Source organism: Sphingopyxis sp. CCNWLW2 (genome assembly GCF_037095755.1).
Lineage (GTDB): Bacteria > Pseudomonadota > Alphaproteobacteria > Sphingomonadales > Sphingomonadaceae > Sphingopyxis.
This window is the reverse complement of sequence record NZ_JBAWKJ010000001.1, coordinates 953,295-976,095: the sequence shown is the minus strand read 5'-3', so window position 1 is coordinate 976,095 and position 22,801 is coordinate 953,295. Positions and strand designations below refer to the sequence as shown.

The following is a 22,801-nucleotide window of genomic DNA, read 5'->3' as shown; positions in this document are numbered from 1 at the left end:
TAGTAAACGCCGCATTCAGCACGTTTTGGGAATGATGCGTTTTAGGCCCCGCGCGGCTTGAGCGTGAGGGGCAATCCCGCAGTGAGCAGCACGACTTCCTCCACCGCCGCCGCAACCGACTGGTTGAGCTGTCCCGCCGCGTCGCGGAACGCGCGTGCGAGTGGGTTGTCGGGCACGATGCCAAGGCCCACCTCGTTGGCTACGAGGATCAGCTGTCCTTCGAAGTTGCTGATCGCACGGCATAATTCGTGGCTTGCGGCCGGAATATCGGCATCGACGAGCAACAGGTTCGATACCCAGAGCGTCAGGCAGTCGACAAGCACGACGGATTGGCTGCTGTTTAATGCATCGATCGCTGCGGGCAGGTCGCGCGGCGCCTCGACCGTGCGCCAGCGCGCGTCGCGATCGGCCTGATGGCGGGCGATACGTTCGTGCATCTCGTCGTCGAACGCCTCGGCGGTCGCAACGAAGACCGGGCTGCCGCCTGCAGCTTCGGCGCGCGCCTGCGCATAGCGACTCTTGCCCGAGCGTGCGCCGCCGAGCACGAACAGCGACGATCCGCTCATGCGGCGATCCCCGCGATGCGCAGCATCGCATCGATATCGGCGTGCGCCGCAAACTCGGCCGCGATGTCGTCGAGTGCCGCATCGACGTTGGCGGCATAGTCGCGTCCGTCGCCCGCTACGCCGATTTGCGCAAGCAAATTGCTGCGCAGCCGGGGGGAGGCAAACAGGCCGTGCAGATAGGATCCGATCACATTGCCCTCCCGATTGATGGCGCCGTCGCGTGCGCCGTCTTCCAGCGTGGCGAACGGCTGCGCTGCGCCGGGACCGCTGGTTTCGCCCATATGCATTTCATATCCCTCCACCGTCGCACCCAATGCGGTGCCCTGCACGTGACGCAACGTCTTTGCGGGCGAAAGAATCGTCTCGACGTCGAGCAGGCCGAGCCCTTCGACCTCGGCAGCTGCCCCCTCGATCCCCAGCGGGTCGGCGATCCGGCGCCCGATCATCTGATAGCCGCCGCACAGCCCGACGATCATCCCGCCACGCCGGTGGTGCGCCTTGATGTCGATGTCCCAGCCCTCGGCACGCAGCGCCGCGAGGTCGGCGATCGTCGCCTTCGATCCCGGCAGCACGATGATCGCCGCCTCGGCAGGAATCGGGCGGCCCGGCGGCACCATCACGATCTCGACCCCCGGTTCGAGCTTTAGCGGGTCGAGGTCGTCGAAATTCGAAATGCGCGGCAGGATTGGGCAGGCGATCATCTTGCGTCCCTCGCGCGGATCGGCGGGGCGTTCGAGGATCACCGCATCCTCGCTTGGCAAGCGCGATGCGGCGCGCAGCCAAGGGATGACGCCGAACCCTGGCCAGCCGCTGCGCCGTTCGATCTCGCGATAGCCGTCCTCGAACAGCGCCGGGTCGCCGCGGAACTTGTTGATCAGGAAACCGCGGATCATCGCGGCGTCCTCGGCGTCGATCACCGCGCGCGTCCCGACGAGCGAGGCGATCACGCCGCCGCGGTCGATGTCGCCGATCAGCACGACGGGCACGTTCGCGGCGCGCGCGAAACCCATGTTCGCGATGTCGCCCGCGCGCAGGTTGATCTCGGCGGGCGATCCGGCGCCCTCGACGATTACGATGTCAGAGGCGGCGCGGAGGCGTTCATAGCTTTCGAGCACTTCGGCCATCAGCGCGCCGCGGGCCTCGCGGAAATTGCCGCTGCCAAGCGTGCCGCGCACGCGGCCGTGGACGATCAGCTGCGACGTGCGGTCGGCTTGCGGCTTCAGCAGTACGGGGTTCATGTCGCTATGCGGTTCGACGCGGCACGCGATGGCTTGCAGCGCCTGCGCGCGCCCGATCTCGCCGCCGTCGGTCGTCACCGCGGCATTGTTCGACATATTCTGCGGCTTGAAGGGAAGCACGCGAAGGCCGCGATTGGTCAGCGCGCGGCACAGCGCGGCGACGAGCACCGACTTGCCGACGTCCGAGCCGGTGCCCTGCAGCATCAGCGCAGCCACATTGCGCCTCCCGCGATCAGCCACAGCAGGAGGCAGGCGCGGATATAGATGGTGAGCGCGCGGTCGATTTCGTCGCCGCCCGCCTCGCTGGTCCCATCGCCGATCCATGGTTTGTCGTGCATGACCCCGTCATAGGCGACCGGGCCCGCGAGCCGAAGCCGCAGCGCACCCGCCATCGCGGCTTCGGGCCAGCCGGCGTTGGGTGAGGCGTGTTTGCGCGCGTCGCGCAACAGGATGCGCCAGCCGCCACGGCCCGCCAGGCAGATGAGCACGCCCGCCAGCCGCGCGGGGATCCAGTTCAAGAGATCGTCGGTACGCGCCGCCGCCCAGCCGAAGGCGCGCCAGCGCGCCTCGCGGTGGCCGATCAGGCTGTCGGCGGTGTTCACCGCTTTATACGCCCACACGCCGGGCAGGCCGAGGAGGAGCAGCCAGAAGAGCGGCGCGGCGACGCCGTCGCAAAAGCTTTCGGCAAGGCTTTCGATCGCGGCGCGCGCGACGCCGCTTTCGTCGAGCGCGGCGGTGTCGCGGCCGACGATCATGCCGACCGCAGCGCGCGCGCCGGCGAGATCGCCGGCATCGATCCGCTCGCCGACCGCGCGGACATGATCGAACAGGCTGCGCTGCGCGAGTGCGGGCCAGGCGAGGATCGCGACGGCGATCCAGCCCCAGCCGCGGAACGACGCGAGCAGCAGGCGCTGGAGCGCCCAGCCGGAGCCGGCCACGAGGACAAGCAGGACGAGCAGGGTCAGGATACCGAGCGCGCGTCGCACGCCGAAACTGTGTCCGGGGCGGTTCCACCGCGTCTCGCAACCTTCGATGATCCGCGCAAACAGCCCGACGGGGTGGCCGAGGCGGCGATAGAGCGCGCGCGGCCAGCCGAACGCGGCGTCGAGCGCGAGCGCGGTGAGCGCGATCGGCTCAGCCATCGGTCAGCGCCGCTTCCAGCCGCGCGCGCGCGGCGGCGTCGGCGGGCAGGCCGATTCGCAGCCAGCGCCGCTGATCGGCGAAGGGACGCGTCAGGATCGCGCGCCGCGCGAGCCGCTCGAACAGCGCATGCGCGTCGTCGATTTCGATCAGGCGAAAGAGCGGGCAGGCGCCGATGGGCTGGAAACCTCTACCAGCCAGCATCGCGTCGAGTGCGGTCGCCTCTTCGCCGAGGCGACGGCGCGTCGCGGTGATCCAGTCGCGGTCGGCATAGGCGGCGGTTCCGATCAAGATCGCGGCCGCCGACAGCGGCCACGCGCCGAGCCGTCCGCGCAGCGCCGTCACGATGGCCTGCGGCGCGACAACGAAACCGAGCCGCACGCCCGCGAGGCCGAAGAATTTGCCGAAGGAGCGGAAGACGATCAGCCGCTGGCTGTCATCGACCAGCGGCGCGATACTCGTGGCCGGATCGGAGTCGGCAAAGGCTTCGTCGACCAGCAACCAGCCGCCGGGCCCGCGCCCGTCCAGCAGCGCCTGCATCGCCGCGGCGCCGGTCACGCGGCCATCGGGATTGTTGGGGTTGGCGAGGATCAATGTGCCGTCGTGGCCGCGTGCCGCTTCGGGGGCGATGGGTGCGCTTCCCGCGACCATTTCGCCATGGGTGCGATAGCTCGGCGCGATATGCCGCGCGGGGCCGCCCACCAGCGTCCCGACAAGGCGCAGGCCGATCTCGCTTCCGGGCACGGCGCAGATATGGCGGGCGTCGACGCCGAAATAGCTAGCGGCAACGGCTTCGAGCCGCGCGAGCGCGTCCGGATCGGGCAGGCGCTGCCAGTCGACCGCGATCGCGGCGGCGCCGGGCCAGGGGTGCGGATTGATCCCGGTCGACAGGTCGATCCAGTCGCCATTGCCGAACCGGCGCTTCGCGGCTTCGAGCCCGCCGCCGTGCCAGGTCCATGGGCCGCTCATGCAAAGTGCGCCGGCAGCAAGGCGGCGGCGAGCAGCAGGCTTTCGGCGATCTCGATCCCCGCGCCGTGCCCGTCGCCCGAAATCCCGCCGATCTTGCGCAGCAGCCACGCGCCCCAGAGGAGGAAGATCAAGGGCGCGATCAGCAGCGAGGACGATGCCCACGCCGCAGCGACAAGAGCCAAACCCCAGATGACGAAGTCCATCGGCCGCACCGCGCCCCGAAAACGCGAACCGAGCCCCGCGTGGAGATCGGGAAGCGCGCGCGACCAGACGAGCGGGCCAATCCGCGCGGCGAACGGGATCAGCGCGATCGCGGCGAACATCTGGCGGTCGAGCAATGCATGGAGCAGGACGAGTTTGGCGATCAGTTGCAGCGCGATGGCGACGACCGCGAAACTGCCGACATGCGGGTCGCCAAGCACGGCGATCAGTCGTTCGCGGTCCTTGTGCGCTGCCCCGCTCGCGTCGGCGATGTCGCCCAGCCCGTCGAGATGCAGCGCGCCGGTTACGGCGACCCAGATGATGAGCGCGCATAAGGCTCCTGTCCACGGATCGATCCGCGCACCGGCCCAGCCGCCCGCCGCGACAATCGCGCCGACGATCAGCCCGACCGCGGGAAACCAGCGCATCGATGCCGCGAATTCGTCGCTCGACACCGCGATGCGCGGCGTCGGCAGGCGCGTCAGGAACTGGATCGCGACGATCAGCCCCTTCATGGATAGAGCCCCGCGATCTGCGCGCTGGTCGGTTCGCCCAGCCACACACGGAGCGAGAGCAGCGCGGCATAGGGCAGGTCAAACGCCCAGAGCTGGCGCTGGTCGAAACCGCACAGCGTGTGGAGCGCGGCACGCATCGCGCCGCCGTGGGTGACGATCAGTGTCGGAACGGGGGGCAGATCGGCGATGGCGGCCGATACGCGCGCCACCAGCGCCGACCAACGTTCGCCGCCGGGCGGAGGATTTGCGTCGGGATTGTTCCAGAAGCGGCCGAGCGCGTCGCGGTCGATGGCGCTCGCCGCTTTGCCGTCCCAGTCGCCGAAATCGAGTTCGCGCCAGCGCGGATCGATGAGGAGCGGTGCGCCGAGCGCCGCGCCGATCGCTTCGCCGGCTGCGCAGCTGCGATGAAGGTCGGACGCGATCAAGCGTTCGATGCCAAGGCCTTCTGCCTGCTGCACGCAAGCGGCGATGCCTTCGGCGGTTGGCGCGCCATCGGTGCGTCCCATCAGCAAACCCGGCGTTTCGGGCGCGCCGTGGCGCAGCAGATGGAGCGCGAAGCCGCTCACAGCGACGCCGAAACCTGCGCTTCGGCAAAGGTCGCCATCTGGTCGTGCGCGACGAGGGCGCTGCGGATGATATTCGCCGCGACCGCCGCGCCGCTGCCTTCGCCAAGCCGCATGCCCAGCGACAGCAGGGGGACGAGGCCGAGCAGGTCGAGCAGGCGCTTATGCCCCGGTTCGGCCGAGCAATGGCCCGCGATGATATGGTCCGCGATCGCGGGATTCTCGGCCGCGAGGGGTGCGATGGCCGAGGTGCAGATGAAGCCGTCGAGCAGCACAGGGACGCCAAGCTGGCGCGCGCGCACGACCGCGCCCGCGATCGCCGCGATCTCGCGCCCGCCGACGCGGCGCAGTGTCTCGAACGCCGAGCGCGGCGCATCGATGTGAAAGGCGAGCGCACGCTCGATCACCTCGACCTTGCGCGCGACGCCGTGGCCGTCGACCCCGGTGCCGGGCCCGACCCATCCCGCCACGCCGTCGGCGAAGCTGCGCGCGCAGAGTGCGGCGGCAGCGGTCGAATTGCCGATCCCCATTTCGCCGAGAACGATCAGGTCGAGGTCGGCGTCGACCACGGCGGCGCCGCGGTTCAGCGCATCGAGGCATTCGGCCTCGCTCATCGCTGCATCGACGGTGAAATCGGCGGTCGGCCGGTCGAGGTCGAGCGCGACGACCGTCAGTTCCAGCCCGGCGGCGCCCGACAAAGCGTTGATCGCCGCGCCGCCGTTCGCGAAATTGGCGACCATCTGTGCGGTGACGCTCGGCGGAAAGGCGCTGACGCCGTGGACGGTGACGCCATGGTTGCCCGCGAAGATCGCGGCGCGGGCGCGGGCGATCTGCGGCCGCGCCTTGCCCTGCCAGCCAGCGAAAAAGATCGCCAGATCCTCGAGCCGCCCCAGCGATCCGGCGGGTTTGGTCAATTCGGCCTGCCGTACGCGGGCATCGGCTGCCGCTTCGGCGCTTGGTTCGCGCAGATCGGCAAGAGCAGCCTCGAAAGCATCGAGCGATGGAAAGCTGGTCATTCGGCGACAAATCCTGGTGGCGGGGTGCGGGTGATGAAATGCCCTTTGACGCCTTCGGGCCAAAGCGAAAAGGGGACGCGGCCATGCTCGCTCGTCGCATAATGGACGGCATAGTCGAGAATGGCACGCGCGGAATTTGCATCGCCCTGAAACCGGCCGAGGACATAGCCGACCTTGTCGGGTGCGCGCAGATGGACGGTGCAATGATCCTGGCATGCGAACAGGCATGCCATTTCCTGCACCGCGATGCCGGCGTAGCGCGGCTCGCATTCCTTAAGCTGTTTCAGCGCCTCGGCGAGCCGTGCACCACCGCGTTTGCCTGTTGCGTCGTCCCGGGACTCGCGGCTGTGGCGGCAGGTGTTGCACACCACGACCGCCGGGCCCGGGTCGACGCGCGTCAGCATTAGGCCGCCGTTGCCGGTTGCGGCGGCGCCGGGACGCCAACCGCGACGAGCGCGCGATACAGGGCGTAAAGCCCGATCAGGATCGCGCCGTTGCGCACGAACTGTTCGGCGAGCAGGTCGGGCGCCATCGCGGTGTGCAGCCCGCCGAGGACGAGCGCCCATAGGAGGATGATGCCCTTGAACGCCGTGAACCCCGCCGCATAGGCGAGGCTCAGCCGCGCCGCGACCGAGCGGTATGGAAGCGCCTGCAGCGCCGCATAGCCCGCGAGCGCCGACCCCACAGCGGCGGTGCCAAGCCCCGCGCCCCAGCCGAGCGTGCTTCCATCGCGCGGATAGCTGAGCAAGAAGAAGCCGACGAACTGGCTCGCGGCCCACGCGAGCAGCATGAGCGCCACGCCATCGCGGCGGCGCATATGCACCGCCGCGAGCGCCGCAAGCGCCGGAAAGGGCGTCGCGCAGGCGAGCGCGAGCGTCGTCGCGGTGCTCGCTGCCGTCAGCAGCGAGACCCAGAGCGCCGAGGCCCCCCGGTCCGACAGCGCGATCATCAGAAGCGACCCCTTATGCCGGCGTAGATGCTGCGGCCGAGCGAGCCATAGCGCAACGCCGTCATATATTGCTCGTCGAAGATATTCTCGGCGCGCGCGAACAGCTTCACCGCGTCGGACAACGCATATTCGGCGCGCAGGTCGACAAGCGTATAATCGTCGAGCCGCGTCGCATTGCTCGCATTGTCATAGCTCTTGCCCGACCAGCGCACCGCCGCACCGAGTTCGAGCCCGAAGCCGAAGGCATAGCTCGCCGAGGCGTTGGCGGTGTTGCGCGGGCGGCGCGGCAACCATTTGCCGAAATTGGCGGTGCCTTCCGAGGCGTCCTCGGCGACGATCCAGCTGTAGTTTCCGTCGAGCGTCAGCCCGCCGAGCGTCAGCGCCGCAGACGCCTCGACGCCATGCGCTTCGCTGCGCGCGACATTGAGATAATAGCCGAAGCGCGGGATCGCCGGGCTGCTGCCAGGGATCGTGCAGCGCGGATCGGTCGAGGTCGGAAAGCTGCAGCTGTTGAAGATGATCTGGTTCGTCGTCGTGCGGTCGAACCAGCTTGCGCCGACGACGAGCTTGCGGTCGAACAGATGCTGCTCGATGCCGGCTTCCCAGCCATGCGCTTCCTCGGGGTCGAGCCCGACATTCCCATATTCGCTGAACAGCTGATAGAGCGACGGCGCCTTGAAGCCTTCGCCATAGCTGGCGCGCAGCACGGTGCCGGTGGCGAGGCGCCAGACGCCGCCTGCCGCGAACAAGGTCTGCCCGCCGTAGCGGTCGTGATCGTCATAGCGGACGCCGCCGTTCAGGGTCAGGCCGTCGACCGGCTCGATGCTCAATTGGCCGTAGGCGCTCGTCAGTTCGGCCTTGCCGCGTACGAACGCCGGAAGCGGGGTTGCCAGCGATGCCGACGGCGAACGGCTGCGGAAGTTCGAGCGTTCATTCTCGACCCCGAAGATCGCGGTAATGCGATCGGTGAAATCGAAGCTGCCCTGATATTCCCAGCGCTTGTTCTGTCCATCGGCCTCGAAGCTCTGCGGACGCGCGCGGTCGGGATTGAAATTATCGCGGTTGGTGTCGGTATAGGCAAAAGCGACGCGGTTGCGGAAGCGCTCGCCGGCGAGGTGGAAATTGAGCCCGGCATAACCGACGAACTCCTTGTTCTGCCCATAGTCGTTGCTGTCGGTGTTGAAGCCGTCGAATTCCACCCGGCCGCTCGAATAAGTGCCGCGGACCTCGGCGCTGACATTGTCGGCGAGCGCCAGTTCGGCGCGGCCCGAAAGATTAGTGTTGCGATAGCCGTCGCGCTCGACCCCGCCGAACGCCTTGGCGTGCGACGAAATGCCGTCGGTGGTGAAGCGCTGGCCGCCGAGGCGCCAGGCGAGCGGGCCGGAGCGCCCGCCGATCGCGGCGCGCGCGCTGACGGTCTCGCGCGAACCCGACTCAAGGTCGAAGCTGCCTTCGAGCGATTGTTCGGGCGAGGCGGTGACGACATTGACGACGCCGCCGATCGCCTGGCTGCCCCACAGGATTGATTGCGGGCCGCGCAGCACCTCGATCCGGTCGATATCGCCGACGAGCAGGTTGGCGAAGTTGAAGCCGCCGCCGGTCGACGACGGATCGTTGAGCTTCACCCCGTCGATCACGACGACCGTGTGCTCCGATTCGGCGCCGCGAATGCGCAGCGAGGTCGAGGTGCCGTAGCCGCCGTTGCGCGCAATGCTGATGCCGGGCGTGCGGAGCAGCAGCTCGGTGACGCCGATATCCTGCGCGCGGTCGATCGCTTCCTTGTCGAGCACGGCGATCGACGAGGGCACTTCGTCGAGCGTCAGCGGCGCGCGCGTCGCGGTAACGATGATGCTGTCGCCGTCGGCGGCGACGGCATGAGCGGTCGACGCCTCGTCAGCGAACGCAGCGGAGGATGCCGCAACGGCGGCGAGGCAGATCGAACTTCTGAAAATCACTTTAAACATGGGATAACCCCTCGACAACACCGCTCACGCACACGGTCGATGCAGTTGTCCCGGGGACACACGACATCGCCCGCGCCCATGCGCAGCCAAGCTTGTCGTCATGCGGGTTCACCCCCGTCCGCCCGGCACACCCTGTCCGCGCGAAAGACGACGGCGACGGGCAGGTCTCCTGGCTTGCGGGTCAGCGCCGGTCGGCCGCCTTCTCGGGACCGGAATCCCAATGGCAAGTGGCCGATGGCTCGCCGCGTACAGTTGCAGGGGCAGCCGGGGTTTTCCCGTTCCCTCTTAGTCCCCGTCGCCGGGGAACCTGTCGCTTGCCGCGGCCGTTAGCCCCTTTTTCGGGCCGCGGTCAATTGCTGCGATGCAGCAGGGGGCGATCAGAACAGCCCGGGCAGTTCGCGTTGCGCCGCGCTCGGCCGCTCGGGGGTCAGCATTTCGGGCTCGGCGAGCATACGGGCGCTGCGGCTTCGCGCCGCCGGACCCGCGCTGGCGTCGGCGATGCGCGTGGTACAGGCGTTGCCCGACAGGAAGCCGATCGCGGCGCGGATCGACGCCTCGCGCGGATCGCCGAGCGGGACGGTCAGGTCGTCGCTCGCGGCGCAGCTGTTCGTGATTTTCGGGGCGAGCCCGTCATAATAATCGCCCGCGCCGGTCGAATTGGCCGTCGCGAATGCGACGACGCGCATGCGGTCGTCGCATTCGGCCTTGTCGAGCGCGATCTGGCCGACCGGCTTGCCATAGGTGTTGCCGCCGACCAGCGTCATATTGGTGCCGAGATAGGGCAGCATCGAATTGATCACGAGCTCGCTCGCCGATGCGGTCGACTCAGTGCCGATAAAGGCGATGCGCGTCGGTGCGATCGATTCGGGCTGGGCGGTGAAGAAATGCCGCTCATTTTCGGCCGATTTCGATGACCGGAAATTGGTCTGCGAGAAAACCTCACTCGAATTGCGGCTTCGCCCGAGCAGGTCGCCCATCAGCTCGGCGGTCGAAACGAGCCCGCCGCCATTGTAGCGGAAGTCGATGATGACGTCGGTCACGCCCTGGTTGCGGAAATTGAGGAAAGCCGCGCGCAGTTGCGGGTTCGCCGACGAGATGAAGGTTCGAAGGTTGAGATAGCCGTAGTTGCGGCCGCCTTCGCTGATGATCTTCGCGCCATAGCGGTCCGAAACCGGATCGAGCGAATAATCCGCCTTCACGACGGTGACGTCGCGCGTTCCGGCCGCGTCGGTGATGCGTAGCACGCGGCTGACCCCGGGGTCGCTCGGGCCGAGCGCATTGGTGAGGCCCGCGGTCCCTTCGGCGGCGACGATGCTCGCCACGCTACGCAAATTTCCGCTGTTCGTGCCGATCGCGACGATCGCGGTGCCGCGGTCGATCCCCGCGGCGAACGCCGGCGCGCTTTCATAGGCTTCGGCGATGAGGATGCGCTGACCCGCCGCGTCATAGCTCATGCGGACGCCGAAGCCCGCGCTCGACCCACTGGCGTAAAAGGCGTTCTCCTCGGCGATCGAGGTGATGTAGGTGAAGAAACGATCCTTGTTCAGCGCGCGCGCCGGGGCGACGAGCGCGTCGATATAGGATTGGACATTGCTATGGCTCGCCGCGCTGACGTTCGCGACGTCGCTGGGGAACAGATACCATTCGTCGATCACCGCCTTGGCAAAGGCCTGGCGCGAGGCCAGCGCGCAAGTGGGCGTCGGAGTGGGGCTCGGTGTCGGGGTGACCGTGACGGGGCCGCCACTGCTCAAACTGCCTTCGCCGCCGCACGATGCCAACATCAGCGCGGCGAGCGTCACAGCCGCAACTGATTGTTTCGACTTACCCATCAAAATACCCCCCGGTTCGACCCATTGCACCGATTATTCTGCGTCCGCCTCCGCATCAGAGCTCCGGCCCTTGAAGCCCTGGGCGATGACATAAAGTTCGGGCGACCCCTTGCGGCTCGCTGGCGGTTTGGCGTGCTTTACCGTTGAAAAGTGACGTTTTAGTAAAGTCAGCAGCGTGTGGTCGGCCCCGCCCGCGAACACCTTGGCCACAAACGCGCCGCCGGGGAGCAGATTCTGCACCGCGAAATCGGCGGCGGTTTCGGCAAGGCCGATCGTGCGCAGATGGTCGGTCTGTTGATGGCCGACGGTGTTCGCCGCCATGTCCGAAATGACGAGGTCGGGGGCGCTGCCCAGCGCCTCGATCAGCGCGTCAGGCGCCGCATCGTCCATGAAATCCATTTCGAGGATTGCGACGCCCTCGATCGGTTCGCACGCGAGCAGGTCGATCCCGGCGACGCGCGCGCGCGGGTTCGCCTTGCGCACGACCTGCGACCAGCCGCCGGGCGTGATGCCAAGGTCGACGACCGCGCGCGATTTCTTGAGGAAGCCGAATTTCTCGTCGAGTTCGATCAGCTTGTACGCGGCGCGCGAGCGATAGCCCTCGGCCTGCGCGCGGCGGACATAGGGATCGTTGAGCTGGCGCTGCAGCCAGCGCGTCGATGAGACGCTGCGCTTGCGCGCGGTTTTGACGCGGACGTGCAGACCGCCGCGGCCTGAACCGCCGCCTTTTCCGCTTCCGCCGCTCATTTGCGATACTCGCGGCGGGTGACGGGGATGTCGCGGCCCTGCATCGCCAGCGTGCGCAATATGCCCTCGCGGATGCCGCGGTCGGCGACGCCGACGCGCACCGCGGGCCACAGGTCGATGATGCTTTCAAGGATCGCGCAGCCGGCGACGACCAGGTCGGCGCGCTCGCGGCCGATGCACGCGATTTCGGCGCGGTCGGCGATGCTGGCGTCGGCGAGGCGGCGGCTGATGTCGCGCATCGCCTCCGACGGGACGACCAGCCCGTCGACCGCGCGCCGGTCATAACGCGGCAGGTCGAGGAAGACGCTGGCGAGCGTCGTCACCGTGCCGCTGGTGCCGAGCAGGCGCAGCTTCTGACCGGCAAAGCGCTCGGCGCGCCCGGCAAAGGCGGCAAAGGCTTCGCGCGTCACTTCGCGCATATGCGCATAGGCGGCCTGGCGGCCGGCGAGGCTGTCGTCGGGAAGCGGCGCATGTTCGGTCAGCGAGACGACGCCCCACGGCACGCTGATCCAGTCGTGGATCTTGACGTCATGGTCCGACACGTCGACGTGCATCAGCTCGGTCGAGCCGCCGCCGATGTCGAAGATCAGCGCCGGGCCTTCGCCGGGCTCCATCAGATTGTGGCAGCCGAGCACCGCGAGCCGCGCCTCTTCGGCGGCGGAGATGATGTCGAGGACGATGCCCGTTTCGCGGCGGACCCGCTCGGCGAGTTCCTCGCCATTGCTCGCGCGGCGGCACGCTTCGGTCGCGACCGCGCGCGACAGCGAGACGTGACGGCGGCGCAGCTTGTCGGCACAGATCGAGAGCGCGGCGACGGTGCGGTCCATCGCGGCGTCGCTGATGCGCCCGCTGCCATGCAAGCCTTCGCCGAGGCGGACGATGCGGGAAAAAGCGTCGATGACGACGAGCTCGCCATTTTGCGGGCGGGCGATCAAAAGCCGGCAATTGTTGGTGCCAAGGTCGATCGCGGCATAGCTGCGCGGCCGCGCGATCGGCATCGGACGCGCTTCGCCGCCCGCCTTGTTTCGTCCTTTTGCCGCCGGGCCCGTTCTGGAACTTGGCCGCGGCGGTCGCCCTGATGGCGCTGCCATTTGCCGCATGGCTATTGTAACCTGTTCTGCTCACGCGCCCGCAAGACCGCAGGCGTGCACTTGGCAGCAAACCTAGGCTTTCGCAGGCGTTATGGCAAGCGCCTCCTCCCCGGCCTGCCGGGCGCAAAGAAAACCCCGCCCGGCACGGGGCCGGACGGGGTGAAAGGGGAGAGGGAATTATTGGGGGTCGGGACAGCCCTTAACGGCAGCCGTCATTCCCCTTGTCGATCGCGCGGCCGGCGAGGGCGCCGACGGCGCCGCCGATGATCGTGCCGACCGTGCGGTCGCCGCGACCGGCGATTTCATGGCCGGCAAGGCCGCCCGCAATCGCACCGATCACGGTGCCGCCGGTGCCCTTGTCGCACTGGCGATAGTTGCGGCGGTCACCACGGTAATAGCGGCGATCGTTGCGGTAATCGCGGCGGTCGCGGCGATAGTCACGGCGGTCGTAACGATCGTAGCGACGATCGTCGCGGTCGTAGCCGCTGTAATAGCTCGAATAGCCGTCGCGGTCATAATAGCCGTTCTGCGCCGCGGCGGGAGCCGCCATGCCCAGCGTCGCGGTGGACATCAGGGCGGCGATCGAGAGGGTCACCATCTTTTTCATTGTCGTTCTCCTTCGTCGTCATTGGCCCGACTGGGCTTTGTCGATGAAACAGGTTCTGCCCGATTCGCATTGAGCCAAGCCTGAACATCATTGTTGGCTATTGTTCAGCTTTCTGCGGCGAACCGCTTCCCTTTCGCGCATCGCCGCCCTAACCCGCGGCGATGCGCCGTTTGCTCTTCGCTGCCCTGATATTTCTGGCCGTCGGCCCGGTGCCCGGCACCGTGATGCGCTTTCCGAAGGGCGACATGACCGAACGCGCCGCCGCGCGTCCGCTGGTCTTCGCGCCCGAGACTTCGGGTGCGATGCGGTTCGTCCGCGGCTGGCATCTCGTCAGCCCGCACAGCCGGTTCGGTGGCTTTTCGGCGCTCGCGCGGATGGGGCCGGACCGGTTTCAGCTGATCGGCGATAATGGTTATGGAGTGCGCCTGACGCTCGACGCGCGCGGTTCGGTTTCGGATGTTCGGATTCGCGCGCTGCCGACGCCCGACGGCCGACCGCAACGCAAATCCATGGTCGATGCCGAGGCGATGTTTGTCGCCCCCCAAAGCGGCAAGAGCTGGATCGCGCTCGAGGGGATCGACGAAATCTGGCGACTCGATGCCGGTCTTTCGGCCATCGAGTCGCGACGCAAGCTACCCGAACCGGCGCGCTGGCCCAGGAATCGCGGGCCTGAGGCGATGGTGCGGCTGGCGGACGGCCCGACGGTCGTGTTTCTGGAAGACGCCAACGACGATCCGCGCGGGCGCGAGGCGTTGATCTACACCGGCGATCCGGCGGCGCCCGGTCCCGCGCCGATTCGCTTCTTTTATGATTCGGCGGGGCGTGGGCTGGTCAGCGATGCCGCGGCGCTGCCCGACGGACGCATCCTGCTCGTCCACCGGCGGCTGGGTTTCGACCCCGTTTTCACGACGATCGTCGCTGTTGTCGACCCTGCGGACATCAAAAGGGACGCTGTCGTGCGATCACGGACGGTCGGCCGCGTTCCCGCGGCGCTCGCCGAAAATTATGAAGGCGCCGCGATCTCGGTCGAGCAGGGACGGACCTGGTTGTGGCTCGTCGCGGACGATAATTTCAACGTCTGGCAACGCAGCCTGCTGCTGCAATTCGAACTGGTGGGCCTGCCGCCGAAAAAGAGGCCGGACAGCAAAAAGGCCGCGCGGTAACCCGGCGGCCTGATTGCTTTTAGCGATTTGAAAGCGCTTAAGCGGCCTTTTCGGCCAGCTTCTTCGCGACTTCCTTCTTCACCTTGCGTGCCGAAGTCGACAGCTGGTCGTCGCCGGCCTTCAGCAGCCAGTTGTCGAGGCCGCCATTATGCTCGACCGTGCGCAGGCCGTGGGTCGACACGCGCAGCTTCACACCCTTGCCGAGCGCGTCCGACAGCAACGTCACATTCTGCAGGTTGGGCAGGAAGGTGCGCTTGGTCTTGTTGTTGGCGTGGCTCACATTGTGGCCAACCTGGCGGCCCTTGCCGGTCAGTTCGCAGATGCGCGACATGGTTTCGTCCTCGTCAAAAAAATTTCGGATCGGCGTCCGGGCACTTCCCGTAAAACGGGCAGTACAGGACCGGAGTGAGCCGGGAAAGGCGCGCGCTTATCGGCTTGCCGGAGATTCGTCAAGCGAATAGGGCGCTTTTATGGCCCAGTTTCCGCTCCCCGAACCGATGCGCCGCGCGCTCGATCTGGCCCGCATCGCCGCGGAATGGGGCGAAGTGCCCGTCGGCGCGGTGATCGTCAAGGACGGCGCGATTATCGCCGAAGGCCATAACCGCCCGCGCGAATCGCATGACCCGACCGCGCATGCTGAAATCGTCGCGATTCGCGCCGCGGCGGCCAAGCTCGGCAACGAGCGTCTCGATGGCTGCGATCTTTATGTGACGCTCGAACCCTGCGCGATGTGCGCCGGCGCGATCGCCCACGCGCGAATCGCGCGCCTCTATTATGGCGCCGACGATCCGAAGGGCGGCGCCGTCGTCCATGGTCCGCGCACCTTCGCGCAGCCGACGATCCACCATAGGCCCGAGCTTTACGACGGCATCGGCGACGCGGAGGCGGCCGCGCTCCTCCGCGATTTCTTCGCGTCGCGCCGCTAGCTAGCCCAGAATTTCCTCGACCCACTCGGGCACCAGCCGCGTCGCCGGACCCTGCCGCGCCTCGTCGAACCAGTAGCTGCCCTGGCTCGGCTCCATATTGAGCTCAAGCGTCCGCGCGCCCGATGCGCGCGCCTCGCGCACGAAGCCCGCGGCGGGATAGACCGCGCCCGACGTGCCGATCGACACGAACAGGTCGGCGCGGTTCAGCGCATGATAGATATCGTCCATCCGGTACGGCATTTCGCCGAACCAGACGATGTCGGGACGCAGCGTGCCGACGATGCCGCACGCGCTGCACGCCGGCCGGTCGAGCAACGGCCCCGTCCACGGCACCCGCGTATCGCATGCGGTGCACCAGGCATTGAGATGCTCGCCATGCATATGGATCAGCCGCTTCGCGCCCGCGCGCTCGTGGAGGTCGTCGACATTTTGTGTTACGATGAGCAGTTCGCCCGGCCATGCGGCGTCGAGCCGCGCGAGCGCTTCATGCGCGGCGTTCGGCGCCTTGGTCTGGATCGCCTCGCGCCGCATGTCGTAAAAGCGCAGGACAAGGTCGGGATCGCGCGCAAAGGCTTCGGGGGTCGCGACATCCTCGACGCGATGCTGTTCCCAAAGGCCGCCGCTGTCGCGAAAGGTGTCGATGCCGCTTTCGGCCGAAACGCCGGCGCCGGTCAAGATAACGATATTCTGGATGTCACGCATGACTCCTCTCTATCCGTTCGCATCGAGCGAAGTCGAGATGCCCATCGGCATTGCATCATTTCGACGGGTGCCTCGACTTCGCTCGACACGAGCGGCTAAAGGGGGCGGCAATTTAGGGGACAGGTTATGACCAGCATCGGCATTATCGGCAGCGAAGGGCGGATGGGCGTCGCGCTCGCCGCCGCGATCTCCGAAGCGGGACAGCGCAGTTGCGGTATCGACCGGGGCGGCAATGTCTTGCGGCTCGCCAGCGACGCCGATGTGCTTGTCGACTTTTCGTCGCCCGCGGCGCTCGAGGCGACGCTCGATGCCTGTGTCGCCGCGAAAACCCCGATCGTCATCGGGACGACGGGGCTTGAGGAGCGCCATCATTATCTGATCGACGATGCCGCGAAGGATATCGCGGTGCTCCAGACCGGCAACACCTCGCTCGGCGTCACGCTGCTCGCGCATCTGGTGCGCGAGGCCGCGACGCGGCTCGGCGCCGACTGGGATATCGAGGTGGTCGAGATGCACCACCGGATGAAGGTCGACGCGCCGAGCGGCACCGCGCTGCTGCTGGGGCAGGCGGCGGCGCAAGGGCGCGGGATCAACCTCGACACCTGCTCCGAACGCGGCCGCGACGGCCTCACCGGCGCGCGCGGGCACGGCAAGATCGGCTTTGCGAGCCTCCGCGGCGGGACCGTCGCGGGCGACCATGACGTGATCTTCGCGGGCCCCGAGGAGATGATCACCCTGTCGCATCGCGCCGAAAACCGCATGATTTTCGCACGCGGCGCGGTGCGCGCGGCGCTGTGGCTGCTCCAGCAGAAGCCCGATCGCTACACGATGCCGCAGGTGCTCGGGCTTAACTGATCCAATGAAGAAGGCCGATATTTTCGAATTCTACCGGCGGCTCGCGGAACTAAACCCGAGCCCCGAGACCGAGCTGGAGTTCGGCAACACCTATCAGCTGCTCGTCGCCGTCGTCCTGTCGGCGCAGGCGACCGACGTCGGCGTGAACAAGGCGACGCGGCGGCTGTTTGAGGAGGTCACGACCCCGCAGGCGATGATCGACCTCGGCGAGGAGGGGCTGAAGCAGCACATCAAGACGATCGGGCTGTTCAACGGCAAGGCGAAGAATGTCATCGCACTCAGCGAGATCCTCGTCCGCGATTTCGGCGGCGAGGTGCCCGCCGACCGCGATACGCTCGTCGAACTGCCCGGGGTGGGGCGCAAGACCGCCAATGTCGTGATGAACTGCGCCTTCGGCGCTCAGACCTTCGCGGTCGACACGCATATCTTCCGCGTCGGCAACCGCACCGGGCTCGCGCCGGGCAAGACGGTGCTTGCGGTTGAAAAGCAGCTCGAAAAGAACACGCCCGCGCCCTTCCGCGTCGGCGCGCACCACTGGCTGATCCTCCACGGCCGCTATATCTGCAAGGCTCGCACGCCCGAATGCTGGCGCTGCCCGGTCGACGATCTCTGCCGCTACAAGCCGAAGACGCCAGCGCCCAAGGCCAAGAAGGCGGCATAGGAATCGTCATCCTGGCGAAAGCTGGGACCGATGCCGCCCTGCCACAACGGGAGCGATCCCAGCTTGCGCTGGGATGACAGCTGGTTAGGGTCCGTTTCCATGCGCAACCTTACCGCCCCGCTCGCCCTCGCCGCCGCCTTGCTCGCCGCCGCGCCCGTCCACGCCAAGCCCGCCGACACCGACGCCGCGAAGAAGATCCTGAAAGACAGCATCGCGATTCCAACGGTCGAGGGCCGCGGCCAGGTGCCCAAGCTCGCGGCCTATTATGCGAGCGTGCTGAAAGCCGCGGGTTATGCCGACGCTGACATCGAGATCACGCCGATCGGAGAAACCGCGACCTTCGCCGCGACGCTCGCCGGAACGGGCAAGGGCAAGCCGATCGTGCTGCTCGGCCATATGGACGTCGTCGAGGCCGATCCCAAGGACTGGACACGCGACCCCTTCGTGCCGGTCGAGGAGAATGGCTATATCTTCGGCCGCGGTTCGGAGGACAATAAGTTCGACGTGTCGATGATGGTCGCGACGATGGCGCAGCTCAAGAAGGACGGCTTCAAGCCGAAGCGTTCGATCATCCTTTTGCTCTCGGGCGACGAGGAAACCTCGATGACCACGACGCGCGCGCTCGCGGCGAAGTATAAGGGCGCCGAATTCGCGCTCAACGGCGACGGTGGTGGCGGGACGATCGGCGAGGATGGCAAGCCCAAATATTACGGGCTGCAGGCGGGCGAGAAGACCTATGCCGACTTCACGCTCGAAGTGACCAACCCCGGCGGCCACAGCTCGCGCCCCACGGGCAGCAATGCGATCGTCCAGCTGTCGAACGCGCTCGCCAAGGTCGGCGCGTATCGCTTCACGCCGCAGCAGAATGAGCTGACCAAGGTCGGCATGCCGATCGTCGCCGACCAGGTTGGCGGCGATATCGGCACGGCGCTGAAGGCCTTCGCGGCGAACCCGGCCGACGCCAAGGCGATCGCCGCGATCCGCGCCGAGCCCGAATATGTCGGCCAGATCGGCACCACCTGCGTCCCGACGCTGGTCAAGGGCGGTCACGCCGAAAATGCGCTTCCCCAAAGGGCGACCGCGAACATCAACTGCCGCATCTTTCCCGGTGTGCCGGTCGAAACGGTGCGCGCCGAGCTTGAAAAGGCCATCGCCGACCCTGCGATCAAGGTGAACACCGATCCCGACGCCAGCGCGAGCGATGCCTCGCCGCTGCGCCCCGACGTCGTCGCGGCGGTGACGAAGGCGGTGCATGCGCGCGCGCCGGGCCTGCCGATCATCCCGTCGATGAGCGCGGGCGCGACCGACAGCTATCATTTCCGCATTCAGGGCGTGCCGAGCTACGGCGTCGCGGGTCTCTTCTCGAAGGCGAGCGACAGCTACGCGCACGGCCTCAACGAGCGCGTGCCCGTCGACGCGATCGCCCCCGCGCTCGCGCATTGGGACAGCCTGCTGCGCGATTTGTCGAAATAGAAGGCGGCGCTACGCCGACAAGCCGAACTCCGGCGCCGTGCGTAACCGCGCGGCGTCGCGCAGGGGCGGTACGCCGAAGGTCCGGCTGTAATCACGGTTGAACTGTGATGGGCTTTCGTACCCGACCTGAAAGCCCGCGCTCGCCGCGTCCATCGCCTCCGACACCATCAGCCGCCGCGCTTCTAGCAGGCGCAGCCGGGTGCGGTATTGCAGCGGGCTGAAGCGCGTAACGCTCTTGAAATGCTCGTGGAAGGACGACGGGCTCATCCCCGCCAGCCCCGCCAGATGGTCGACGCTGAACGCGCCGGCATAATGGTCCTTGATCCAGGCCACCGCGCGGCTGATCTGGTGCAGCCGCGTGTCGGCGGTGGCGATATGGCGCAGCATCGCGCCCTGCGATCCGGTCAGCAGCCGGTACAATATCTCGCGTTCGACCAGCGGCGCCAGCGCAGCAATGTCGCCCGGCGTATCGAGCAGCCGCAGCAGGCGGAGCGCGGCGTCGAGCAGGCCCGCGTCGGTGTAACCTACCGCGATCGACGGGGCATGGTCGCTGCGCGGCACGCGCGCATCGTGCGCCAGCAGCAGTTCGCTAAGCACCGCGACGTCGAGGTCCAGCTTCAGGCACAGATAAGGATTCTCGGTGCTGGCATCGACGATCATGCCGCTCACCGGCAGGTCGACCGACACCACCAGAAATTGTGCGCTGTCGTAGATGAAGCTTGTATCGCCCAGCAGCACCCGCTTGCGTCCGCTGACTGCCAGGCAGAGCGACGGTTCGTACACGACCGGCATCGGGTTGCTCGGTTCGGAGCTGCGGACAAGCGAAACGCGTGGCAGCGCGCAGGCGTGAATCCCCTCGGTGGGCCGGTGTCGAAGCAACAGCGACCGCATTTCCTCAAGTGTCGTCATTGCGACGGTCTTGCAGTCTTGCCGTGCCCGGACAAGCGCAAAGCGCGGCGTCCGGAGAATCGTGCAATCATCGCGGAGGTGCGTTCTACCGCTTCCCGTCGGAAACGGTCCAAAACCGGTCAACGGACGGCACAGGGCCGCCCGGCTTCGATGGAGACAAGCATGACCCCCACCACCGACAAAGTCATCCTGATCACCGGCGCGAGCAGCGGCATCGGCGCCGCGACCGCGCGCGAGCTCGCCGCCACCGGCGCGAAACTTATTCTCGGCGCCCGCCGTACCGACCGGCTCGAAGTGCTCGCCGCAGAGATTGCCGCTGCAGGCGGCACGGTCGAGTTTCGTGCGCTCGACGTCACCAGCCGCGACGACATGCAGGCGTTCGTCGATCACGCGGTCGCTCGCTTCGGCCGCGTCGATGTGCTCGTGAACAATGCCGGCATCATGCCGCTGTCGCCGCTCGCCGCGCTCGAAACGCAGAATTGGGATGCGATGATCGACGTCAACATCCGTGGCGTCCTGAACGGCATTGCGGCCGCGCTCCCCCGTTTCACCGCGCAGCGTTCGGGCCATTTCATCAATGTCGCCTCGCTCGGCGCGCATTATGTCGTGCCGACCGGCGCGGTCTATTGCGCCACCAAATTTGCGGTGTGGGCAATCACCGACGGCATCCGGCAGGAGCATCAGGACGTTCGCGCGACGATCATTTCGCCCGGTGTTGTCGAATCCGAACTCGGCCATGACATCACCGATCCCGACAGCGCGGCTGCCATGGCCGAATTTCGCAGCATTGCCATCACGCCCGACGCGATCGCCCGCGCGATCCGTTTCGCAGTCGAACAGCCCGAGGATGTCGACGTCAGCGAGATCATCGTCCGCCCGGTGAGGGGCAGCTTCTGAGACGTTTCGGCGGCGGCGTTGCTAATCGAGCAGCGCCGCCACGGCCTTTTCGACCATCGCCGCCGCCGCTTCGGCACCGAAGCTGGCGGCGTCGAGCGACAGTTCGAGCCACAGCCCGTCGACCATCGCCGTGAGCATGATCGCCAGCCGCTCGGCGTCAGCTGCGCCGCACGCGATCAGTAATTCGCAAAGCCGGGCGCGATAGCCCGCGTAACTTGTCGCGTGGATTGCCGCCATGCGCGTGTCGCTGCGCGCGAGTGCCCAAAAGGCGGTCCAGGCGCCGAGCAGTTCGGGATCGGTCACCGGCGGGCGAAAGCTGGCGGTCAGATAGGCGTTGAGCCGCTCACGCGGGTTGGCACCGGCGCCGTCCACTGCGGCCGCGAAAATCGCGTCCATCCGGTCGCTTGTCGCCTCGTAAGTTGCCGCGACCAAGTCGTCGATGCCGCCGAAATAATGGCGCAGCAGCCCCGGCGACACCCCGGCCTTCGCGCAGATCGCGCGGACGTTCGTTCCCGCCAGCCCCTGTTCGGCGAGCACCGCGGCGGTCGCCTCGATCAGGTCCGCCCGGCGGGCATCGGCGCTTTCGCGCGTAAAGGCTTGGCGAGCGGGTTGCATGTTGTTATACGTATGTACAACAAGGAACGAGACATGGCAACTGCACCGCTTCGCACACCGAACATTGACCCGCTCGATGGCTGGTCGCTGCCCGCCTGGACGTACAGCGATCCCGACTTTTACGCCGCTGAAGTGGAACGGATTTTCCGCTCGAGCTGGCAGGTCGTCTGCCACGACAGCGACATTCCGAACGTCGGCGACTGGCACAGCATCGACTATTGCGGCGAGAGCGTGATTCTGGCGCGCGGCGCCGACCGCAACGTGCGCGCCTTCATCAATGTGTGCCGCCATCGCGGCTCGCGCCTTGTCGATGGCGCGGCCGGCTGCGCGAAAAAGCTCGTCTGCCCCTATCACGCGTGGACTTACGAGCTCGACGGCCGGCTGACCGGGGTGCCCGATTCGGCGAGCTATCCGACGCTCGACAAGGGCAAGGCGGGGCTCGTCCCCGTCGGACTCGAACAATGGCGCGGCTTCTGGTTCGTGCGGCTCGAGGATGACGGCGGCCCGTCGGTCGCGTCGATGATGGCGCCCTACGAAGCGCAGGTCGCGCCCTACCGCTTCGAGGAACTCGGCGCGCTCGGCCGCGTCACGCTGCGTCCGCGCGACGTGAACTGGAAGAATGTCGGCGATAATTATTCGGACGGGCTCCACATCCCCGTCGCGCACCCCGGCCTCACGCGCCTGTTCGGCAAAAGCTATGGCGTCGAGGCCGAGGACAATGTCGACCGCATGTGGGGCGATCTGATCGACCGGCCGTCGGCGAACTGGTCCGAGCGCATGTATCAGCGATTGTTGCCCCCGGTACCGCACCTGCCCGAGGCGAACCAGCGCCACTGGCTCTATTTCAAGCTCTGGCCCAATGTCGCCTTCGACATCTATCCCGATCAGGTCGACTTCATGCAGTGGCTGCCGACCGGGCCGACGACCTGCCTGATCCGCGAGATCAGCTATGTCCTCCCCGACGAGCGCCGCGAGATGAAGGCCGCGCGCTACCTCAACTGGCGCATCAACCGCCAAGTCAATGCCGAGGACACCGAACTGATCACGCGCGTCCAGATGGGCATGCAGTCGAAAAGCTTCACCATGGGGCCGCTCAGCGACAAGGAAGTGTGCCTCAAGCATTTCTGCGCGCGGATGCGCGACCTGATCCCCGAAGCGCGGTTGGAGCATGCCCCGCCGCCGGGGTGGGGCCGCTAAAAACAACA

General features: G+C 67.2%; 25 protein-coding genes and 1 riboswitch. Of the genes, 7 read left to right on the top strand and 18 right to left on the bottom strand.

What is annotated here, in order from left to right:
* Window positions 1–41: 41 nt before the first annotated feature.
* The 14 genes from cobU to V8J55_RS04515 all read right to left on the bottom strand — a co-directional run bounded on the left by cobU (window position 42) and on the right by V8J55_RS04515 (window position 13,395).
* Entirely contained in the window at window positions 42–566 is a 525-nt protein-coding gene (gene cobU / locus V8J55_RS04580) for a bifunctional adenosylcobinamide kinase/adenosylcobinamide-phosphate guanylyltransferase (RefSeq protein WP_336444542.1), read from the bottom strand.
* Complete coding sequence (locus V8J55_RS04575; protein ID WP_336444541.1) at window positions 563–2,020, bottom strand: cobyric acid synthase; 1,458 nt, start codon at window positions 2,018–2,020, stop codon at window positions 563–565. The genes cobU and V8J55_RS04575 overlap by 4 nt, the downstream gene beginning before the upstream one ends.
* Window positions 2,008–2,946 carry an adenosylcobinamide-phosphate synthase CbiB gene (cbiB, locus tag V8J55_RS04570; protein ID WP_336444540.1) on the bottom strand — a complete coding sequence of 313 codons (939 nt, stop codon included), beginning with the start codon at window positions 2,944–2,946 and terminating at the stop codon, window positions 2,008–2,010. The genes V8J55_RS04575 and cbiB overlap by 13 nt, the downstream gene beginning before the upstream one ends.
* On the bottom strand, window positions 2,939–3,913 hold the full coding sequence (locus V8J55_RS04565) for a threonine-phosphate decarboxylase (protein ID WP_336444539.1): 975 nt from the start codon (window positions 3,911–3,913) through the stop codon (window positions 2,939–2,941). The genes cbiB and V8J55_RS04565 overlap by 8 nt, the downstream gene beginning before the upstream one ends.
* Window positions 3,910–4,629 (bottom strand): adenosylcobinamide-GDP ribazoletransferase, encoded by a 720-nt coding sequence (locus V8J55_RS04560; RefSeq protein WP_336444538.1) that lies wholly within the window; start codon window positions 4,627–4,629, stop codon window positions 3,910–3,912. Before V8J55_RS04560 ends, V8J55_RS04565 begins: the two co-directional genes overlap by 4 nt.
* Window positions 4,626–5,195 carry a histidine phosphatase family protein gene (locus V8J55_RS04555; RefSeq protein ID WP_336444537.1) on the bottom strand — a complete coding sequence of 190 codons (570 nt, stop codon included), beginning with the start codon at window positions 5,193–5,195 and terminating at the stop codon, window positions 4,626–4,628. The genes V8J55_RS04560 and V8J55_RS04555 overlap by 4 nt, the downstream gene beginning before the upstream one ends.
* Window positions 5,192–6,208, bottom strand: coding sequence for a nicotinate-nucleotide--dimethylbenzimidazole phosphoribosyltransferase (gene cobT, locus V8J55_RS04550; protein WP_336444536.1), 1,017 nt, complete (start codon window positions 6,206–6,208; stop codon window positions 5,192–5,194). The genes V8J55_RS04555 and cobT overlap by 4 nt, the downstream gene beginning before the upstream one ends.
* Window positions 6,205–6,612, bottom strand: a complete 408-nt coding sequence (locus tag V8J55_RS04545; RefSeq protein WP_336444535.1) for a DUF1636 domain-containing protein — start codon at window positions 6,610–6,612, stop codon at window positions 6,205–6,207. Before V8J55_RS04545 ends, cobT begins: the two co-directional genes overlap by 4 nt.
* The gene (locus V8J55_RS04540; RefSeq protein WP_336444534.1) at window positions 6,612–7,157 is read right to left on the bottom strand and encodes a hypothetical protein; all 546 of its coding nucleotides are present in this window, start codon (window positions 7,155–7,157) and stop codon (window positions 6,612–6,614) included. The genes V8J55_RS04545 and V8J55_RS04540 overlap by 1 nt, the downstream gene beginning before the upstream one ends.
* Window positions 7,157–9,121, bottom strand: coding sequence for a TonB-dependent receptor plug domain-containing protein (locus tag V8J55_RS04535; RefSeq protein WP_336444533.1), 1,965 nt, complete (start codon window positions 9,119–9,121; stop codon window positions 7,157–7,159). The genes V8J55_RS04540 and V8J55_RS04535 overlap by 1 nt, the downstream gene beginning before the upstream one ends.
* 142 nt (window positions 9,122–9,263) lie before the next feature.
* A riboswitch (cobalamin riboswitch) is annotated at window positions 9,264–9,447 on the bottom strand.
* 51 nt (window positions 9,448–9,498) lie between these two features.
* Window positions 9,499–10,950, bottom strand: coding sequence for a S41 family peptidase (locus V8J55_RS04530; protein ID WP_336444532.1), 1,452 nt, complete (start codon window positions 10,948–10,950; stop codon window positions 9,499–9,501).
* A gap of 33 nt (window positions 10,951–10,983) precedes the next feature.
* A complete protein-coding gene (locus tag V8J55_RS04525; protein WP_336444531.1) occupies window positions 10,984–11,697 on the bottom strand; it encodes an RlmE family RNA methyltransferase in 714 nt (237 codons plus the stop codon).
* Complete coding sequence (locus tag V8J55_RS04520; protein WP_443030788.1) at window positions 11,694–12,797, bottom strand: Ppx/GppA phosphatase family protein; 1,104 nt, start codon at window positions 12,795–12,797, stop codon at window positions 11,694–11,696. The genes V8J55_RS04525 and V8J55_RS04520 overlap by 4 nt, the downstream gene beginning before the upstream one ends.
* 190 nt (window positions 12,798–12,987) lie before the next feature.
* The gene (locus V8J55_RS04515) at window positions 12,988–13,395 is read right to left on the bottom strand and encodes a glycine zipper 2TM domain-containing protein (protein ID WP_037517099.1); all 408 of its coding nucleotides are present in this window, start codon (window positions 13,393–13,395) and stop codon (window positions 12,988–12,990) included.
* 161 nt (window positions 13,396–13,556) lie between these two features.
* Between V8J55_RS04515 and V8J55_RS04510 the strand changes: the two genes are divergently transcribed.
* Complete coding sequence (locus V8J55_RS04510) at window positions 13,557–14,558, top strand: esterase-like activity of phytase family protein (protein ID WP_336444529.1); 1,002 nt, start codon at window positions 13,557–13,559, stop codon at window positions 14,556–14,558.
* 37 nt (window positions 14,559–14,595) lie between these two features.
* On the opposite strand, the gene rpmB is transcribed toward V8J55_RS04510, so the two are convergent.
* Complete coding sequence (rpmB, locus tag V8J55_RS04505) at window positions 14,596–14,889, bottom strand: 50S ribosomal protein L28 (RefSeq protein WP_037517097.1); 294 nt, start codon at window positions 14,887–14,889, stop codon at window positions 14,596–14,598.
* A gap of 139 nt (window positions 14,890–15,028) precedes the next feature.
* Between rpmB and tadA the strand changes: the two genes are divergently transcribed.
* Window positions 15,029–15,484 carry a tRNA adenosine(34) deaminase TadA gene (gene tadA, locus V8J55_RS04500; RefSeq protein ID WP_037517095.1) on the top strand — a complete coding sequence of 152 codons (456 nt, stop codon included), beginning with the start codon at window positions 15,029–15,031 and terminating at the stop codon, window positions 15,482–15,484.
* Here the strand turns inward: tadA and V8J55_RS04495 are convergent, their stop codons facing one another.
* Complete coding sequence (locus V8J55_RS04495; RefSeq protein WP_336444528.1) at window positions 15,485–16,186, bottom strand: NAD-dependent deacylase; 702 nt, start codon at window positions 16,184–16,186, stop codon at window positions 15,485–15,487.
* A gap of 126 nt (window positions 16,187–16,312) precedes the next feature.
* Between V8J55_RS04495 and dapB the strand changes: the two genes are divergently transcribed.
* The 3 genes from dapB to V8J55_RS04480 all read left to right on the top strand — a co-directional run bounded on the left by dapB (window position 16,313) and on the right by V8J55_RS04480 (window position 19,175).
* Complete coding sequence (gene dapB / locus V8J55_RS04490) at window positions 16,313–17,041, top strand: 4-hydroxy-tetrahydrodipicolinate reductase (RefSeq protein WP_336444527.1); 729 nt, start codon at window positions 16,313–16,315, stop codon at window positions 17,039–17,041.
* Between the two features lie 4 nt (window positions 17,042–17,045).
* A complete protein-coding gene (nth, locus tag V8J55_RS04485; RefSeq protein WP_336444526.1) occupies window positions 17,046–17,702 on the top strand; it encodes an endonuclease III in 657 nt (218 codons plus the stop codon).
* A 99-nt stretch (window positions 17,703–17,801) separates the two neighbouring features.
* Entirely contained in the window at window positions 17,802–19,175 is a 1,374-nt protein-coding gene (locus tag V8J55_RS04480) for a M20/M25/M40 family metallo-hydrolase (RefSeq protein ID WP_336444525.1), read from the top strand.
* Between the two features lie 9 nt (window positions 19,176–19,184).
* Here V8J55_RS04480 and V8J55_RS04475 read toward each other — a convergent pair whose 3' ends face one another.
* Window positions 19,185–20,084: an AraC family transcriptional regulator gene (locus V8J55_RS04475; RefSeq protein WP_336444524.1), complete on the bottom strand. Its 900-nt coding sequence runs from the start codon at window positions 20,082–20,084 to the stop codon at window positions 19,185–19,187.
* Window positions 20,085–20,246: 162 nt separating this feature from the next.
* On the opposite strand from V8J55_RS04475, the gene V8J55_RS04470 reads away from it, so the two are divergent.
* Window positions 20,247–20,981, top strand: coding sequence for an SDR family oxidoreductase (locus V8J55_RS04470; protein WP_336444523.1), 735 nt, complete (start codon window positions 20,247–20,249; stop codon window positions 20,979–20,981).
* 21 nt (window positions 20,982–21,002) lie between these two features.
* Here V8J55_RS04470 and V8J55_RS04465 read toward each other — a convergent pair whose 3' ends face one another.
* A complete protein-coding gene (locus V8J55_RS04465) occupies window positions 21,003–21,596 on the bottom strand; it encodes a TetR/AcrR family transcriptional regulator (protein ID WP_336444522.1) in 594 nt (197 codons plus the stop codon).
* Window positions 21,597–21,629: 33 nt separating this feature from the next.
* On the opposite strand from V8J55_RS04465, the gene V8J55_RS04460 reads away from it, so the two are divergent.
* Window positions 21,630–22,793, top strand: a complete 1,164-nt coding sequence (locus tag V8J55_RS04460; RefSeq protein WP_336444521.1) for an aromatic ring-hydroxylating oxygenase subunit alpha — start codon at window positions 21,630–21,632, stop codon at window positions 22,791–22,793.
* Window positions 22,794–22,801 lie beyond the last annotated feature (8 nt).